The organism is Microbacterium sp. PMB16 (assembly GCF_051294855.1).
Classification (GTDB): Bacteria; Actinomycetota; Actinomycetes; order Actinomycetales; family Microbacteriaceae; genus Microbacterium.
Window position 1 is genome coordinate 4,080,615 of sequence record NZ_CP145908.1, and the last position, 15,356, is coordinate 4,095,970.

General features: G+C 64.1%; 13 protein-coding genes. 6 read left to right on the plus strand and 7 right to left on the minus strand.

The features are described 5' to 3' along the window. Positions 1-19: 19 nt before the first annotated feature. The gene (locus V5D55_RS19635; RefSeq protein WP_435746364.1) at positions 20-1,012 is read right to left on the minus strand and encodes a DUF1852 domain-containing protein; all 993 of its coding nucleotides are present in this window, start codon (positions 1,010-1,012) and stop codon (positions 20-22) included. Positions 1,013-1,135: 123 nt separating this feature from the next. Here V5D55_RS19635 and V5D55_RS19640 point away from each other — a divergent pair, with 123 nt between their 5' ends. Next, entirely contained in the window at positions 1,136-2,077 is a 942-nt protein-coding gene (locus tag V5D55_RS19640; RefSeq protein WP_435746366.1) for a LysR family transcriptional regulator, read from the plus strand. A gap of 150 nt (positions 2,078-2,227) precedes the next feature. Here V5D55_RS19640 and V5D55_RS19645 read toward each other — a convergent pair whose 3' ends face one another. Then, positions 2,228-4,201: a right-handed parallel beta-helix repeat-containing protein gene (locus V5D55_RS19645; RefSeq protein WP_435746367.1), complete on the minus strand. Its 1,974-nt coding sequence runs from the start codon at positions 4,199-4,201 to the stop codon at positions 2,228-2,230. 80 nt (positions 4,202-4,281) lie between these two features. Continuing rightward, a complete protein-coding gene (locus tag V5D55_RS19650; protein WP_435746368.1) occupies positions 4,282-5,334 on the minus strand; it encodes a LacI family DNA-binding transcriptional regulator in 1,053 nt (350 codons plus the stop codon). Between the two features lie 195 nt (positions 5,335-5,529). Between V5D55_RS19650 and V5D55_RS19655 the strand changes: the two genes are divergently transcribed. The 3 genes from V5D55_RS19655 to V5D55_RS19665 are packed head-to-tail and all read left to right on the plus strand — an operon-like array spanning position 5,530 to position 8,667. Next, a complete protein-coding gene (locus V5D55_RS19655) occupies positions 5,530-6,822 on the plus strand; it encodes an ABC transporter substrate-binding protein (RefSeq protein ID WP_435746370.1) in 1,293 nt (430 codons plus the stop codon). Between the two features lie 10 nt (positions 6,823-6,832). Further along, a complete protein-coding gene (locus V5D55_RS19660; RefSeq protein WP_435746372.1) occupies positions 6,833-7,783 on the plus strand; it encodes a carbohydrate ABC transporter permease in 951 nt (316 codons plus the stop codon). Further along, positions 7,783-8,667 (plus strand): carbohydrate ABC transporter permease, encoded by an 885-nt coding sequence (locus tag V5D55_RS19665; RefSeq protein WP_435746374.1) that lies wholly within the window; start codon positions 7,783-7,785, stop codon positions 8,665-8,667. Before V5D55_RS19660 ends, V5D55_RS19665 begins: the two co-directional genes overlap by 1 nt. A gap of 354 nt (positions 8,668-9,021) precedes the next feature. Here the strand turns inward: V5D55_RS19665 and nrdF are convergent, their stop codons facing one another. Genes nrdF through nrdH form a run of 4 tightly spaced genes read right to left on the minus strand, consistent with a single transcriptional unit; the run spans position 9,022 to position 12,869 of the window. Then, the gene (gene nrdF / locus V5D55_RS19670; RefSeq protein ID WP_435746376.1) at positions 9,022-9,999 is read right to left on the minus strand and encodes a class 1b ribonucleoside-diphosphate reductase subunit beta; all 978 of its coding nucleotides are present in this window, start codon (positions 9,997-9,999) and stop codon (positions 9,022-9,024) included. Between the two features lie 36 nt (positions 10,000-10,035). Beyond that, complete coding sequence (gene nrdE, locus V5D55_RS19675; RefSeq protein WP_435749350.1) at positions 10,036-12,135, minus strand: class 1b ribonucleoside-diphosphate reductase subunit alpha; 2,100 nt, start codon at positions 12,133-12,135, stop codon at positions 10,036-10,038. Between the two features lie 41 nt (positions 12,136-12,176). Continuing rightward, entirely contained in the window at positions 12,177-12,629 is a 453-nt protein-coding gene (gene nrdI / locus V5D55_RS19680) for a class Ib ribonucleoside-diphosphate reductase assembly flavoprotein NrdI (RefSeq protein WP_435746378.1), read from the minus strand. Positions 12,630-12,635: 6 nt separating this feature from the next. Further along, complete coding sequence (nrdH, locus tag V5D55_RS19685) at positions 12,636-12,869, minus strand: glutaredoxin-like protein NrdH (protein WP_046012882.1); 234 nt, start codon at positions 12,867-12,869, stop codon at positions 12,636-12,638. A 368-nt stretch (positions 12,870-13,237) separates the two neighbouring features. On the opposite strand from nrdH, the gene V5D55_RS19690 reads away from it, so the two are divergent. Both V5D55_RS19690 and V5D55_RS19695 read left to right on the plus strand, forming a co-directional pair. After that, entirely contained in the window at positions 13,238-14,446 is a 1,209-nt protein-coding gene (locus V5D55_RS19690) for an MFS transporter (protein ID WP_435746380.1), read from the plus strand. Further along, a complete protein-coding gene (locus tag V5D55_RS19695) occupies positions 14,443-15,351 on the plus strand; it encodes a sugar kinase (protein WP_435746382.1) in 909 nt (302 codons plus the stop codon). The genes V5D55_RS19690 and V5D55_RS19695 overlap by 4 nt, the downstream gene beginning before the upstream one ends. The last annotated feature ends 5 nt before the right edge of the window (positions 15,352-15,356 follow it).

A 15,356-nucleotide genomic window follows, 5' to 3' on the forward strand; every position in this document is an offset into this window, starting at 1 on the left:
GATCGGGGGTCTCCGTGGGTCATCCGACAGGAACGAGGGAGCCCGCGGCCCACTGCTCGAGGAGGTCGCCGTGCGGCTTCATGAGGTGTTCGTGCGCGTACTTCCCCTGCTCGGTCGCGAGCCGGCTGCGCTCGTCGCGGTCGTAGGCGATCTTGGTCACCGAGTAGTCCTGCTGATCGAGAGTCGGCCGATAGACGCTCGCGGCGGCCGAGTTGGCGTTGTAGATCTCCGGGCGGTAGATCTTCTGGAACGTCTCCATCGTGCTGATGGTGCCGATGAGCTGGAGGTTCGTATAGTCGCCGAGCAGATCTCCGCGGAAGTAGAAGGCCAGCGGCGCGACGCTGCCGCGCGGCATGAAGTACCGGACCGAGAGCCCCATCTTGCCGAAGTACGCGTCGGTCAGCGAGGGATCTTTCTGCTCGTACTCGACGCCGAGGATGGGGTGGCGGTTCTCGGTGCGACGGTACGTCTTGCTCGTCGAGACGCTGATGCAGATCACCGGCGACAACGAGAAGCGCTCCTGGTACGCCTCCGAGTCGAGGAAGTGCTCAAAGAGCTTGCCGTGCAGATTGCCGAAGTCGTCGGGAATGGTGAAACCTCCTGCGGCTTCCGTCGCCGCCGGCAGTCGCACGCTGAAGTCGAAATCGCGGACGTAGGACGAGAAGTTGTTCCCCACGATCCCGTGGCTGCGCTTTCCGGTGAAGCGGTCGAGGATCTGGATGTCGAGGACCTCGAGCAGGGGGAATTCCTGATCTTCGCCTTCTGCGGCGAATTGCACCGCGACGGAGACGATCTCGAGCTCGAGGGTGTAGCGGTCCCGGTCGGGGTTGTCCCAGTCCGCGAGATCGTTGAACCGACGGTCGATCATCGTCAGGGCGTTGCGGAGGTTCTCCTGACGGTGCTCACCCCGCGCCAGGTTGGCGAAGTTCGTGGTGATCCGGGAGTTGTCCGACGGCGAGTAGTCCTCGTCGAACCGGGTGGTCGTGATGCGGAAGGTGAACTCGTGTGCCATGGGGTGCCAATCGGTGTGCTGATCGGCCGGGCTCGGCCTCGCGAAGGGGATGCCTCCATAGTGCGTCCTCCGCGCCCCTATCGAGAAATGCGCTCTGGCTATGCCGTGACATAGGGTGAAGCTATGGCCAAGCGCTCGAGCGGCATCACCCTGCAGCAACTCACCTATTACATCGAGGTCGCTGCGGAAGGATCGATCAGTGCGGCCGCCGACCTGCTCTACGTCGCCCAGCCGACCATGTCGGCGGCGATGAAGGAACTCGAGAGCCGCGTGGGGCGCGATCTCCTCCTCCGCTCCGCCCGCGGGGTGACGCTCACCGAGGATGGCGTCGAGTTCCTCGGGTACGCCAGGCAGGTCGTCGAGCAGGTCGCGCTCCTCGAGCAGCGCTATCTCGGCCGGCCGCCGTCACGACGACTGCTGGGGGTGTCGACCCAGCACTACTCGTTCGCCGTCGATGCCCTGGTGCGGATGGTGAAGGCGACCTCGGCGGCCGAGTACGAGTTCTCGCTGCGGGAGACGCGGACGTGGGACATCATCGAAGACGTCCGCACGCTCCGCAGCGAGTTGGGGATCCTCTACCGCAACGACTTCAACCGGAACGTCATCGACAAGCTGCTCCGGGATTCCGGGCTCTCGTTCCGGCCGCTCTTCGTCGCCGAGCCGCACATCTTCATCTCCCGCAAGAACCCGCTCGCCTCACGAAGTCGTGTGACCCTCGCCGACCTCGCCGACGTGCCACGGCTCACCTTCGACCAGGGTGCGAACAACTCCTTCTACTTCGCCGAGGAGATCCTGTCCACCCTCTCGAGCGCGCAGGAGATCCGCGTCTCCGATCGCGCGACCATCTTCAACCTGATGATCGGGCTCGACGGATACACCATCTCGACAGGAATCATCAGCGACGACCTCGATCCCGAGATCGTCGCCATCCCGCTCGACGCCGACGAACGCATCGAGATCGGCTGGATCGGCCACTCCGCGATCCCGCTCACCGAGCAGGCGCAGCGCTACCTCGCCGAGCTGCGGGCGGTGGTTGCAGGGTTCGGTGTGACGCTGCTCGGGTGACGGGCTCTCAGAAGTCCCAGTCGACCACTCGACCACGAGGTTGCGCGTCTCCGGCGAGGCGGCACACATCCAAGATGTGGCTCCAACGCTCTGCGGTGTCCACGCCGCAGTGCAGGCGATCTGCTGCTGGATAGCCCGCCGCCGACACGTTCACCAAACCCGCACGTGTGAGTATCCAGACACGAGGTCTCGCAGCGGGCCGGCGACGGCCTTCTCCCCTGAGGTCTTTCGCCTGCCTCGGAGGTCGATGTCGAGCCGCGCTGGTGTCCCGTCTAGTTCTTCGAAGTGTGCGTCGACGAATCGAACCGGTGGCAGGTCTTCGCCGCGCAAGCCGTCAAGGAGAAGCTCGTCGAATGCGGCGGGAAGCTCGATGTCCAGGTAGACCTCGTCCCCGTCTTCACTGACGCTCGCGGTGGCACTCGAGTCGAGCACGACTGCTGCTGCTTCTGAGCTGTAGGGCCGCGCTCCCGGAGCGTACACGTTCTGGCGGATGTAGACGGGCTGGCTCACGTTCGCGAAGCGCTCGTGGTCACCCTTCGTCGGGTCCGATACGAGGTGGAGGTACTCAGCGAGGGTGCTGGGATGGCCGTCGTACGCAGCGGTGCCGTATCCGACGATCTGGCCGGGCCTCTTGGTCGGCCCGTATGCAGCGTCGACGTCACCGGCGAGGAAAATGTTCCCGACGTATCGGTCGTCCCCGGCGTAGATGGCGGCGTAGCCGGCGACTTGGGTGGAATGCGGGCGGTGATACGGGGTAGGTCGCTCGATGACGGGTTCGACGGACAGCGTTCCGCAGACGAGGTTGTGGACGAAGGCGCCCCCCTGGCTGAAGACCTCGAGGGACGCACGGGACCCCAGGATATTGTGATCCACGAGGTAGGGACCGTGGCTGACTTCGACGAACAGGTCCCGTTTGTTGGCGTAAACAAGGTTACGACTGATGCGGGCGCCCTGGGTCTGCCAGTCCAGCCAGATGCCGAGCGAACAGTCGTGGATGCGGTTATGGATGATCTCGACGTCGATGGCCGCGTGGAGTTTGATGCCGGCGATCTCGTATCCGTAGAACTCGCGTTTGATCGCGATGTTGAAGATGTGGTTGTTCTCGATCGTGGAGAACACGCAACCGAGGTGGCCGACGATGCCTGTCTGGCCGCAGTCGAAGATGGTGTTGCGGCGAACGACGTGCGATCCGATGCGTTCTTTGTCCCAGCCGATCTGGCGAGCGGCGAAGACGGATTCCAGTTGGTACTGATATCCGGGCTTGTCTTTGCGGTCGGTTGCGAGGTTGTGACCGGTTGATGCCTCTTTGCCGAGGGAGATTCCGGAGCATTTGGCGTCGTGGATGGTGTTGTCTTCGATGATCCATCCCTTCGCCCAGTTCGGGCCGATCAGGCCAGGCTGATCGGCTGTGGGCGGCGCCCACGGAGTGGCGGCCTGCGCGAGCTCGAACCCACGAACGGTGATGTAGTCGACGTGGTGCTCGGCGGGAGAGAATACGGATCGCCGAACGTTGATCTCGACCAGTTCCGCATTCGGATCTGCGCCCTGGAAGTTCGCGGTGATCGTCGTTTCGGTGTCGCTGACTTCTGCGAACCACACGAGCAGGGTTTGGTGGAGGTTGCGGATGTGGTCGGCGGAACCTGTCCAGTCGTCGATCGCGGTCGTGCGCTCGACGGGGCTGAAGGCGTCTTCGAGGGTTTCCGCTTCGTAGAAGCTGAGTCCGTTGAGGTAGACATCGCCGAGGTGCTTCTTGGGCGTGTCGAGGTCTGCATAGACGATCCAGTCACCGTCGATCTCGGTCGCAAATGGATTCAGCTCGCCGAAGAGCGTGTTGGGAACCGATACTCGCCAGACTGAACCGGAGATCTGTTCCCAGCCCGTCACGATCTCCGATCCCTTGATCACTACATGCTCGCCCGGCGCCGCCTCGTAGGTGATCCGGCGCTGTTCACTCAGCCCGCCCCGCACGGGTCGCACCCATTCGCGGTACGTGCCTTCGTGCACCCGGACGGTGTCCCCAGGCATGGCGCGTGCGGCACCGCGGTTGATCGTACGGAAAGGCCGCTCAGCGGTGCCATCCGCTCGATCTGAGCCGGTGAGCGATACGTGGATCACGGAAGTCATGGATCTCTTTCTTTCTCATCGCGAGTCGCGCGACAGGAGTGTGCGGTTCCCGCGGACCTCGTCGGCGGGAGTCGACGAGGTCAGCGTGAAGGCGGGGCTGTGGAGTCGCGGACGACGAGGTGGGTGGCCAGTTCCACGCGTTTCGAAGGGAGAGATTCACCGCGAGCCATCTTCTGCACGGTCTCAACGGCGGTTCGGCCGATCTCTTCGACCGGCTGGTGCACGGTGGTCAGCCGGGGCGATGATGTGCTAGCCAGCATTGTGTTGTCGAAGCCGACAATGCTCAGCTGCTCAGGAACCGCGATCCCCAGAGTGCGCGCCGCCTCCATCACTCCCATGGCGGTGACATCGCTCGTGGCGAAGATCGCTGTCGGACGGACCGGGCGGGTGAGGATCTGCAAGCCCGCTTCGAGGCCATGTTCGAAAGTGAACGGACCATGCAGGACTTCGCTGAGATCGATGGATAGTCCGGCCTGCTGCATCGCGGCGTTGTAGCCGTGAGTGCGGGCGACATCGCAGGCGGCGATCGATGGCCCGCCGATGTAGGCGATGTCGGTGTGGCCGAGCTCGATCAGATGGGTGGTGGCTTCCAGTCCGCCGGCCCAGTTGGTGGCGCCGACGCTGACCATCGACGTGCGAGGAAGGCCGAGCGGATCGATCAGTACGACGGGAAGACCGACGCTCCGCAGCGCCTTCTCCCGCTCGACGGAGAACTCGGAGGTGACCTCGATCACACCGATCCGTCCGCCACGCGCGAGACGCTGCGCCCACTTGAGCGGCGATTGCTCACCCACCGCGCTGAGCTTGCGCGTCACGATCGCCACCTGCGCCGTTTCAGCGGCGCCCACGGCGCCCGAGAGGAGGGCGAGCGTGTAGGGATTACTGAGCGTGTCGACGACGAGCTCGATCAGTGGTTCTCGTTTGCCGCGGACGGGTCTCTCGCGTTCGCCCACGCTGACGTAACCGATCTGGTCGACGATCGCCTCGATGCGGCGACGCGTCGCAGTTCCGACTCCGCCCCTGCCGTTGATGACCTTGGAGGCGGTCGCGACCGAGACGCCGGCTTCCTCGGCCACGCGCGACAAGGTCACGCGGTTCGGGCGAACCGCCCGAGTGGGGACATCCGTGGTCATCTTTGACGCTCCTCCGTGTCGTACTTCATTTCTACTTCCGAAAAGTCATCGCGGTCAAATGCGTACCAGCGAAATAGTTTCGCTTTACTTTCCTTGACTGCAGTAGTCTCCGTGCGCCAGCGTAGCAAGTGCGTGTTGATGTTTACGAAAGTTTTTACAAGCACAGTTCTCCACCAATGAAGGAAGGAACGAGCAATGACGCTCACACAGAAAGCCAATCGCCTGGCTCGTGGTGTTGCTCTCACGTCCGTTGCCGCAGTGGCCCTGGTTGGCTGTGGGTCCTCTGGACCCACAGCCTCCGGCGAAGCAACCGCATGGGCACTGACGGGTCAGCAGGCCACCATCGAGAATGCGTTCGACGCCTGGAACGGCGACAACGCCGACGAGAGTTTGGCGGTGCAGTTCTTCGAGAACGACGCCTTCAAGCAGAAGATCCGCACCGCAATCGGCTCCGGCGACGCCCCGACCCTGATCTGGTCGTGGGGTGGAGCGGGGAACTTCAAAACCTACGTCGAATCCGACAAGGTGATCGAACTCGACGAGTCCCTCACGGAGAACTATTTCCCAGCAATCGTCGACAACGGTCGGATCGACGGCAAGCTCTACGCCGTTCCGAACAACGCAGTCCAGCCGGTCGTTCTCTACTACAACAAGGACCTGTTCACGCAGGCCGGCATCGACGCACCGCCGGCAACCTGGGACGAGTTCCTCGACGACGTCGACACGCTCAAGTCAGCAGGGATCGCACCCATCTCGATGGGTGGAGCCAGCAAGTGGCCGCAGCTGATGTGGCTCGAGTACCTTGTCGACCGCATCGGAGGCCCCGAGGTCTTCGAAGCTATCCAACAGAACACGCCGGACTCGTGGTCGGACCCCGCCGTCATCGAAGCTCTCGAGATGATCCAGGAGCTCGTCGACGCCGGCGGATTCATCGACGGCTTCCAGTCCGTCGCCACCGACAACAGTGCGGACACCGCCCTGCTGTACACCGGTAAGGCGGCAATGGTCCTCCAGGGCGCCTGGGCATACGCCGACATGCAGACCGCAGACCCCGAGTTCGTGAGCTCCGCCCTCGGCTGGGCGAACTTCCCCGGCGTCGATGGCGGAGAAGGCGACCCCGGAAACGTCGTCGGAAACGCATCCAACTACTGGTCCATCTCCTCGGACGCCAGCAAGCCGCAGCAGGAAGCGGCCGCAGCGTTCCTCAAGGGCGGCAACATGACGGATGCTTACATCGATGACCTCCTCGCCGGCGGCGGCGTCCCGCCAGTGCTCGGCATCGAGGACAAGATCTCCGCGGCAAAGAACCCCGAGTTCCTGCTGGATGTCTACAACATGTCGAAGGACGCCCCAGCATTCACCCTGTCCTGGGACCAGGCCATCGCCCCGGCTGCCGCCGATGCGATGCTCACGAACCTCGATAAGGTCTTCCTCGGTCAGACCAGTCCCGAGGAATTCGCCGACGCCATGAACGCGACGATCAAGTAACGATCTGCTCATGTCATCGACTGATGCACAGACCCCGGCGCCGACCACGAACACGGTCGGCGCCGGGCACTCCCGCAAGGCGCAACGCACGCTCACTTCCGGACCGAGCTTCTGGTACGCCACACCTGCGCTGCTGTTCTTCGTTGGCTTCGCGATCATTCCGCTCATTGTCGTCGTGGGTCTCAGTTTCACCAACTGGGACGGCCTGTCGGAGATCACCCCGGCCGGCCTGGACAACTGGATCGCCGCGCTGACCGAGCCGCAGACCTGGCAGTCGCTGGGACTGACTCTTCAGCTGATGCTGCTGAGCTGGCTCATCCAGACGCCGCTCTCGATCCTCATCGGCGTGTTCACCGCCGGGCGGCAGCGATACCGCGCTGTGTACGCCGTGTTGTTCTTCGTCCCGCTGTTGATCTCCGCGGCAGCCATCGCGATCGCATGGAAGGCGCTGCTGGATCCGAACTTCGGCCTCGGGGCGTCGACGGGCATCTCCTGGCTGTCTCAGAACTGGCTCGGCAACCCGGATACCGCACTTTTCGTCGTGATCCTCATCATCACCTGGCAGTTCGTCCCGTTCCACGCGCTCCTCTACCAGGGCGGCGTGCAGCAGATTCCCGCATCGATGTACGAGGCGGCGACACTGGACGGTGCAGGACGCGCCCAGCAGTTCTTCAACATCACCCTTCCGCAGCTGAAGAACACCTTCATCACGTCGACGACGCTGATGTTGGTCGGGTCGCTGACCTACTTCGACATCGTGTTCGTCCTCACTCAGGGCGGCCCAGGCACCGCGACGCGGATCCTTCCGCTCGACATGTACCAGACCGGGTTCTCCAGCTACAACATGGGCGTCGCGAGTGTGCTCGCGGTGATCCTCGTCGCGCTCGGACTGGCGCTCTCCCTCGGACTCACGAAACTGTCTGGTTTCTCCAAGATGACCAGTGATTTGGAAGGTGCCTGATGGTCACGGAAGCAGTAGTCACGGGCCGTCGCACTCCGCGCCGACCCTCCCCCGCAAAGGGACGCCAGCGTCCCAACGTCCCCGCCGGCGTCACCGCGACACTGTGGCTTGTCTTCGCCATCGTGCCGGTCTACTACGTCGTCATCACGAGCTTCAAGAGCCAGCAGGGATTCTTCAACGAGAACGCCTTGCTCCCATCGGCGACGCCGACGCTCGACAACTACATCCTCGTGCTGCAGAGCGACTTCTTCGTCTATTTCCTCAACAGTGTGATCGTGACGTTGGCAACCGTGGTCCTCTCGGTGGGCTGCGCACTGATGGCCGCGTACGCCATCGTCCGGGGCTCGGGGAAATCGAAGCTGCTTCGGGGTACGTTCTCGCTCTTCCTGCTCGGGCTCGCCATTCCCCTGCAGGCGGTGATCATCCCGGTGTACCTGATGATCACCAGGGCAGGTCTGTACGACAGCTTGATCGCACTCGTTCTCCCCTCGGTTGCGTTCGCGCTTCCGCTGTCGATCATCATCCTGTCCAACTTCCTCCGAGATATCCCCGGTGAGCTGTACGAAGCGATGCGAGTGGACGGCGCGAGCGACTGGCGCACGCTGACGACACTCGTGTTCCCGCTCGCCCGGCCCGCGTTGATGACGGTCGCCATCTACAACGGCCTGCACGTATGGAACGGGTTCATCTTCGCCCTGGTCCTCACGCAGAGCCCGGACAAGCGGGTCCTCCCGCTCGCCCTGTGGACCTTCCAGGGGGAGTTCACAGCGAACGTCCCCGCTGTGCTCGCCGCCGTAGTCCTGTCCACGCTGCCGATCGTGCTGCTCTACATCCTGGGTCGACGTCAACTCATCGCTGGGCTGACAGCGGGCGTCGGAAAGTGACAGACGCCGTCTTCCCGGAGCCGCGACGCATCATCATGGGCGTCTCAGGGCTCCGGAAAGACGGCTGTCGGCGAGACACTCGCCGTACGTCTGCTTTGTCCTGTACTCGACGGCGCCGTCATGATCGCAAGGCGCCCCGCAGCTGCTGCAGGCGGCACCGGGATACTCGGGACTGCTCCTTCGTGCTTACGATCACCATCCGCACCAACCTCTCGCACTCACCTCCACCGCGCTACGCGTTGCGCCGGCGCGCGAGTCCGCATTTCGACGAGGGCGCAAAAGAGGCCCGAACCGCGATTTCGCGGATCCGGGCCTCTCGCCAGTTGTTTCGCTGGGATTCAGAGAGTTGCTCTCTCAGAAGTCCCAGTCGTCGTCTTCCGTGGCCTCCGCCTTGCCGATGACGTACGAGGAACCCGAACCGCTGAAGAAGTCATGGTTCTCGTCGGCGTTGGGCGAGAGCGCCGACAGGATCGCCGGGTTCACGTCCGTGACCGACGACGGGAACATGGCCTCGTAGCCGAGGTTCATCAGCGCCTTGTTGGCGTTGTAGTGCAGGAACTTCTTGACGTCTTCGGTCAGACCGACGCCGTCGTAGAGGTCCTGCGTGTACTGCACCTCGTTGTCGTACAGCTCGTAGAGCAGCGAGAACGTGTAGTCCTTGAGCTCGTCCTTGCGCGCCTGGTCGAGAGTCTCGAGCCCTCGCTGGAACTTGTACCCGATGTAGTACCCGTGCACGGCCTCATCGCGGATGATGAGACGGATCAGGTCGGCCGTGTTCGTGAGCTTCGCCCGGCTCGACCAGTGCATCGGCAGGTAGAAGCCCGAGTAGAACAGGAAGCTCTCGAGCAGCGTCGACGCGATCTTGCGCTTGAGCGGGTCGTCACCGCGGTAGTACTCCGTGACGATCTGCGCCTTCTTCTGCAGGTTCGGGTTCTCGACCGACCAGCGGAACGCCTCGTCGATCTCCTTCGTCGACGCGAGCGTCGAGAAGATCGAGGAGTAGCTCTTGGCGTGCACCGACTCCATGAACGCGATGTTCGTGTAGACGGCCTCCTCGTGCGGGGTGATCGCGTCGGGGATGAGCGAGACCGCACCCACGGTGGCCTGCACCGTGTCGAGCAGCGTGAGCCCCGTGAAGACGCGCATCGTGAGCAGCTGCTCGTCGGGCGTCAGCGTGTTCCACGACTGGATGTCGTTGGACAGCGGGATCTTCTCGGGCAGCCAGAAGTTGTTGACGAGGCGGTTCCACACCTCGACGTCCTTATCGTCCTGGATGCGGTTCCAGTTGATCGCCTGGACGTGGTCGACCAGCTTGAGCGGTGAGGAAGTCATGTCTTGTCGTTTCTCGTGTTCAGGAAGGACGGCGGCTCAGAGCATGCACGAGACGCACTCGGCCATGTCGGTGCCCTCGAGCGCCATCTGACGCAGGCGGATGTAGTAGATCGTCTTGATGCCCTTGCGCCATGCGTAGATCTGCGCCTTGTTGATGTCGCGCGTGGTGGCGGTGTCCTTGAAGAACAGCGTCAGCGACAGGCCCTGATCGACGTGCTGCGTGGCGGCCGCGTACGTGTCGATGACCTTCTCGTAGCCGATCTCGTACGCGTCCTGGTAGTACTCCAGGTTGTCGTTCGACATGAACGCCGCCGGGTAGTAGACGCGGCCGAGCTTGCCTTCCTTGCGGATCTCGATCTTCGACGCGATCGGGTGGATCGACGACGTCGAGTTGTTGATGTACGAGATCGAGCCGGTCGGCGGCACCGCCTGCAGGTTCTGGTTGTAGATGCCGTGCTCCTGGATCGACGCCTTCAGCGCCGCCCAGTCCTCCTGCGTCGGGATGTGCTTGCCCGCGAAGAGCTCCTTGACCTTCTCGGTCTCGGGAACCCAGGCGCGCTCGATGTACTTGTCGAAGAACGTGCCGCTCGCGTAGGTCGAGTCCTCGAAGCCGTCGAACGTGGTCTTCCGCTCGATCGCGAGGTTGTTCGATGCGCGCAGCGCGTGGAACAGGACCGTGTAGAAGTAGATGTTCGTGAAGTCGATGCCCTCCGCCGAACCGTAGAAGACATGCTCGCGAGCGAGGTAGCCGTGCAGGTTCATCTGGCCGAGGCCGATCGCGTGCGAGCGGTCGTTGCCGTCTTCGATCGAACGCACAGAGCCGATGTGGCTCTGGTCGCTGACCGCGGTGAGTGCGCGGATCGCGGTCTCGACGGTCTGACCGAGGTCGTCGGCGTCCATCGACAGCGCGATGTTCATCGAGCCGAGGTTGCAGGAGATGTCCTTGCCGATGTTGTCGTACGACAGGTCGTCGTTGTACGTCGTCGGGGTGTTGACCTGCAGGATCTCGCTGCAGAGGTTCGACATGTTGATCCGACCCTTGATCGGGTTGGCCTTGTTCACCGTGTCTTCGAACATGACGTACGGGTAGCCGGACTCGAACTGGATCTCGGCGACGGTCTGGAAGAACTCGCGCGCGTTGATCTTCGTCTTCTTGATGCGCGGGTTGTCGACCATCTCGCGGTACTTCTCGGTGACGGAGATGTCGCCGAACGGAACCCCGTAGACCTTCTCGACGTCGTACGGCGAGAACAGGTACATGTCCTCGTCGTTCTTGGCGAGCTCGAACGTGATGTCCGGCACGACGACACCGAGCGACAGCGTCTTGATGCGGATCTTCTCGTCGGCGTTCTCGCGCTTGGTGTCGAGGAACCGCATGATGTCGGGGTGGTGCGCGTTGAGGTACACCGCTCCCGCGCCCTGACGGGCACCCAGCTGGTTGGCGTAGCTGAAGCTGTCTTCGAGCAGCTTCATCACGGGGATGATGCCGGAGGACTGGTTCTCGATCTGCTTGATCGGCGCACCCGCTTCGCGGATGTTCGACAGCAGCAGGGCGACGCCGCCGCCGCGCTTCGAGAGCTGCAGCGCGGAGTTGATGCCGCGGGCGATCGACTCCATGTTGTCTTCGATGCGCAGCAGGAAGCAGCTGACGAGCTCGCCGCGCTGCGCCTTGCCGGCGTTGAGGAACGTCGGGGTGGCGGGCTGGAATCGTCCGGAGATGATCTCGTCGACGAGGGCCACGGCGAGCTTCTCGTCGCCGTCCGCGAGGCCGAGGGCGGTCATCACGACGCGGTCCTCGAAGCGCTCGAGGTAGCGCTTGCCGTCGAACGTCTTCAGCGTGTAGCTCGTGTAGTACTTGAAGGCACCGAGGAACGTCTCGAAGCGGAACTTCTTCGAGTAGGCACGGTCGTTGAGCTTCTGGATGAAGTCGAACGAGTACTTCTCGATGACCGCGCCCTCGTAGTACTCCTTCTCCACGAGGTAGTCCAGCCGCTCCTTGAGCGAGTGGAAGAACACGGTGTTCTGGTTCACGTGCTGCAGGAAGTACTCCCGCGCGGCACGCTTGTCGGCGTCGAACTGGATCTTGCCGTTCGCGTCGTACAGGTTCAGCATCGCGTTGAGCGCGTGGTAGTCCATGCCCTCATATGCCGCGTTGATCTTGAATGCCGCCTGCTCGGTCACTGTCTGCTCTTCAACTGCGCTGTCCAACGTCGTTCCAATCCGTCGCTCACGCGATCAACATCGTCTGGTGTGCCGAAGATTTCGAGCCGATACAAGTGAGGCACCTGACACTTGCGGCTGATGATGTCACCGGCGAGACAGAAGGAATCGCCGAAGTTCGTGTTGCCCGCGGAGATGACTCCGCGGATGTGACGCCGGTTGGCCTCGTCGTTGAGGAACCGGATCACCTGCTTGGGCACGGCCCCGCGTTCGACGCCGCGCCCCTCGCCCCCGCCGTAGGTGGGGGTGACCAGAACGAAGGGTTCGTCGATGACGAGATCGCCTTCTTGCCGGTGGAGCGGGATGCGTCGGGCGGGGAGCCCGAGCTTTTCAACGAAGCGTGCCGTGTTTCCGGACACGCTGGAGAAGTAGACCAGGAGCGGCGCGGCGGTCGCGACGGCGGCGCTCATGGCTGGTCAGGCCAGGCGGGTCGCGAGCTCAGCGATCTTGTCGGGACGGAAGCCCGACCAGTGGTCTTCGTCGGTGACGACGACCGGCGCCTGCATGTAGCCCAGCGCCTTGACCTGCTCCAGCGCCGTCGGGTCTTCCGACAGGTCGTGGATCTCGTACTCGATGCCCTTGGCATCCAGCGCACGGTAGGTCGCATTGCACTGAACGCAAGACGGCTTGGTATAGACCGTGATCGACATTGTCATCCCCTCAAATCTCAGATTTTCCGGCAGTGCCCCCGCCGGGAGTTCAATACTACATATGGGTACCGACATTGGGGGCGACCACAAGGGGTAGTAGTTACATCCGTGTAGTTTTCCACCGCTCTCCCCATCTACAACACAGGTTCTCCACCGTTTCTTCCACAGGCCGGCACCCTCTGACGACTCCCTCGACCCGCGAGAAATCGCGGCTGGGAGGCGCCTGTGAGAGATCCATCCACAGGTGGCACGCTACGCGGGGCTTCCGACATCCGAATGCCTGTGGAAATCGTCGTTCGGCGTGTCGTCGGCGTGTCGCATCGTGAGCCATCTCGACGGCCGTCGTCCGCGCCCGCTACCGTTGTCAGGTGGCGGGATACCGGGATCTTCTTCGCACGCCGGGAGTGGCGCGCATGATGGCCGCTCAGTTGACCGCGCGCTTCCCCAACGGCATGTCATCGCTCGCCATCCTGCTGCACGTCGAGCAGCAGACGGGCTCCTACGGGGCGGCCGGGCTCGTCCTCGCCGCGACGAGCGTGGGGCAGGCCGTCGCCGGGCCGATCACGAGCCGCTGGATGGGTGTCTGGGGCATGCGCCGGGTGATCACCCTGACACTCGCGGTCTGCGTGATCGCCGTGCTCGGTCTCGCCCTCCTCCCCCTCAACGTGCCCGGCTACATGGTGCTCGGCATGATCGCCGGCCTCTCCACGCCTCCGATCCAGGCCGCCGTGCGCACCATCTACCCGAAGCTGGTCAACTCCTCGCAGCTCACGCCGCTGTTCTCCCTCGACGCGTCGCTGCAGGAGATCATCTGGATTCTCGCCCCCGTCCTGATCACGCTCGTGTCGACCCAGATCGGCACAGTGGAGGGACTGCTCCTCGTGGCGGTCATCCTCGTCGGCGGCGGAGCCTGGTTCATCCTCTCCCCCGAGGTCGGCCGCGTGCGCATCCCCCGCAGCCGCAACGCGCTGGGAAAGGTCGTGCTCAAGCCGCCGGTCCTGCTGGCGACCGTGATCGGCTTCCTCCTGATCGGCGCCTGCGCGGCCGTCGAGGTCGGCGTCGTCGCGACGTTCGAACACGGGAGCCTGACGGCCGGACTCGTGCTCGCGGTGTTCGCCGTGGGCAGTCTGGCGGGCGGTCTGGCCTTCGGGCACATCCCGATCGGCCCCTGGGCGATGGCTCGGCGGCTGCTGATCGTCACGGTGGGCCTGGGTCTCACGATGGTGATGCTCAACGTGTTCTGGCTCGGCGGCACCCTGGTGCTCGCGGGCATCGGCATCGCCCCGGCCCTCGCGGTGCTGTTCGCGATCACCTCGGCCAGCGTCAAGTTCAGCGAGACGGCCGAGGCGTTCGGCTGGGCGGGCACCGGTCAGCTCATCGGTGCCGCCGCCGGATCCGCCGTCGCGGGCTTCCTCGTCGACGTCGGCGACTGGCGCGGCGCCTATTTCGCCGCAGCCCTGTTCGCCGCCGTCGGACTCATCGTCGCCGTCGTATTCGTCCGTTCCTTCCCTGATCTGCGTCATCGCGACGCCAGTCCCCATCCCGATACCGAACCCCTGGCGGTCACCCCTTCATGAGCATCCCCCCGCACTCGACGGCTCCCGAGGTCGTCTGCATCGGCGAGTCGATGGCGCTGATCACTCCGACCGGCGCCGGCCTCGCCGCGGCCGACACGGCCACCATCACCCTCGCCGGAGCCGAGGCGAACGTCGCGGTGGGACTCGTGTCCTACGGCCACCGGGCCGCGTGGGCATCGCGGCTCGGCGACGATCCGATCGGAACGCGCATCGCATCGGAGATGGGGCGCCGGAAGGTCGAGCTCTGGGTCGAACGCGACGGCGACGCTCCCACCGGCGTGATGTTCAAGGACCCTGGCGTCGAATCCTCTGCCGTCTACTACTACCGCAAGGGGTCGGCGGCCTCTCGGATGGATGCCGGCTTCCTCTCCCCCGCCCAGCTCGAGGGTGTGCGCATCGTGCACACCACCGGAATCACCCCCGCGCTCTCCGAGAGCTGTCTGCGGATGGTCGACCAGCTCTTCGCCGACGCACGAGGGGTCGGCGCGGTGGTGTCGTTCGACGTGAACGACCGACGCGCGCTCTGGAGCGCGGAAGAAGCAGCATCGACCCTCGCGCGGCTCGCGGACGCCGCCGACATCACCTTCGTCGGCCGCGACGAGGCCGAGCGCATCTGGGGCACCGCGACGCCGGCCGAGATCCGCGCGCACCTTCCGCACTGCGGCCTGCTCGTCGTCAAGGACGGGGATGTCGGCGCGACCGCTTTCGCCGGCTCCGACGAACCGGTCTTCGTGCCGGCACCCGTGGTCGACGTCGTCGAGCCGGTCGGCGCCGGAGACGCCTTCGCCTCGGGCTTCCTCGCCGCGACCCTCGACGGCGCGGACCTGGCCGATCGGCTCTCCGCAGGACACGCCGCGGCGGCGCGTGTGCTCCGGATCGCCGCCGACCTCCCTCCCCTCGACTGAGTTCT

Bases quoted from the DNA above. Each gene is read 5' to 3' on its own strand.
- V5D55_RS19635 (WP_435746364.1), bottom strand. From the start codon at position 1,012: ATGGCACACGAGTTCACCTTCCGCATCACGACCACCCGGTTCGACGAG.
- V5D55_RS19640 (WP_435746366.1), top strand. From the start codon at position 1,136: ATGGCCAAGCGCTCGAGCGGCATCACCCTGCAGCAACTCACCTATTAC.
- V5D55_RS19645 (WP_435746367.1), bottom strand. From the start codon at position 4,201: ATGACTTCCGTGATCCACGTATCGCTCACCGGCTCAGATCGAGCGGAT.
- V5D55_RS19650 (WP_435746368.1), bottom strand. From the start codon at position 5,334: ATGACCACGGATGTCCCCACTCGGGCGGTTCGCCCGAACCGCGTGACC.
- V5D55_RS19655 (WP_435746370.1), top strand. From the start codon at position 5,530: ATGACGCTCACACAGAAAGCCAATCGCCTGGCTCGTGGTGTTGCTCTC.
- V5D55_RS19660 (WP_435746372.1), top strand. From the start codon at position 6,833: ATGTCATCGACTGATGCACAGACCCCGGCGCCGACCACGAACACGGTC.
- V5D55_RS19665 (WP_435746374.1), top strand. From the start codon at position 7,783: ATGGTCACGGAAGCAGTAGTCACGGGCCGTCGCACTCCGCGCCGACCC.
- nrdF (WP_435746376.1), bottom strand. From the start codon at position 9,999: ATGACTTCCTCACCGCTCAAGCTGGTCGACCACGTCCAGGCGATCAAC.
- nrdE (WP_435749350.1), bottom strand. From the start codon at position 12,135: ATGGACTACCACGCGCTCAACGCGATGCTGAACCTGTACGACGCGAAC.
- nrdI (WP_435746378.1), bottom strand. From the start codon at position 12,629: ATGAGCGCCGCCGTCGCGACCGCCGCGCCGCTCCTGGTCTACTTCTCC.
- nrdH (WP_046012882.1), bottom strand. From the start codon at position 12,869: ATGTCGATCACGGTCTATACCAAGCCGTCTTGCGTTCAGTGCAATGCG.
- V5D55_RS19695 (WP_435746382.1), top strand. From the start codon at position 14,443: ATGAGCATCCCCCCGCACTCGACGGCTCCCGAGGTCGTCTGCATCGGC.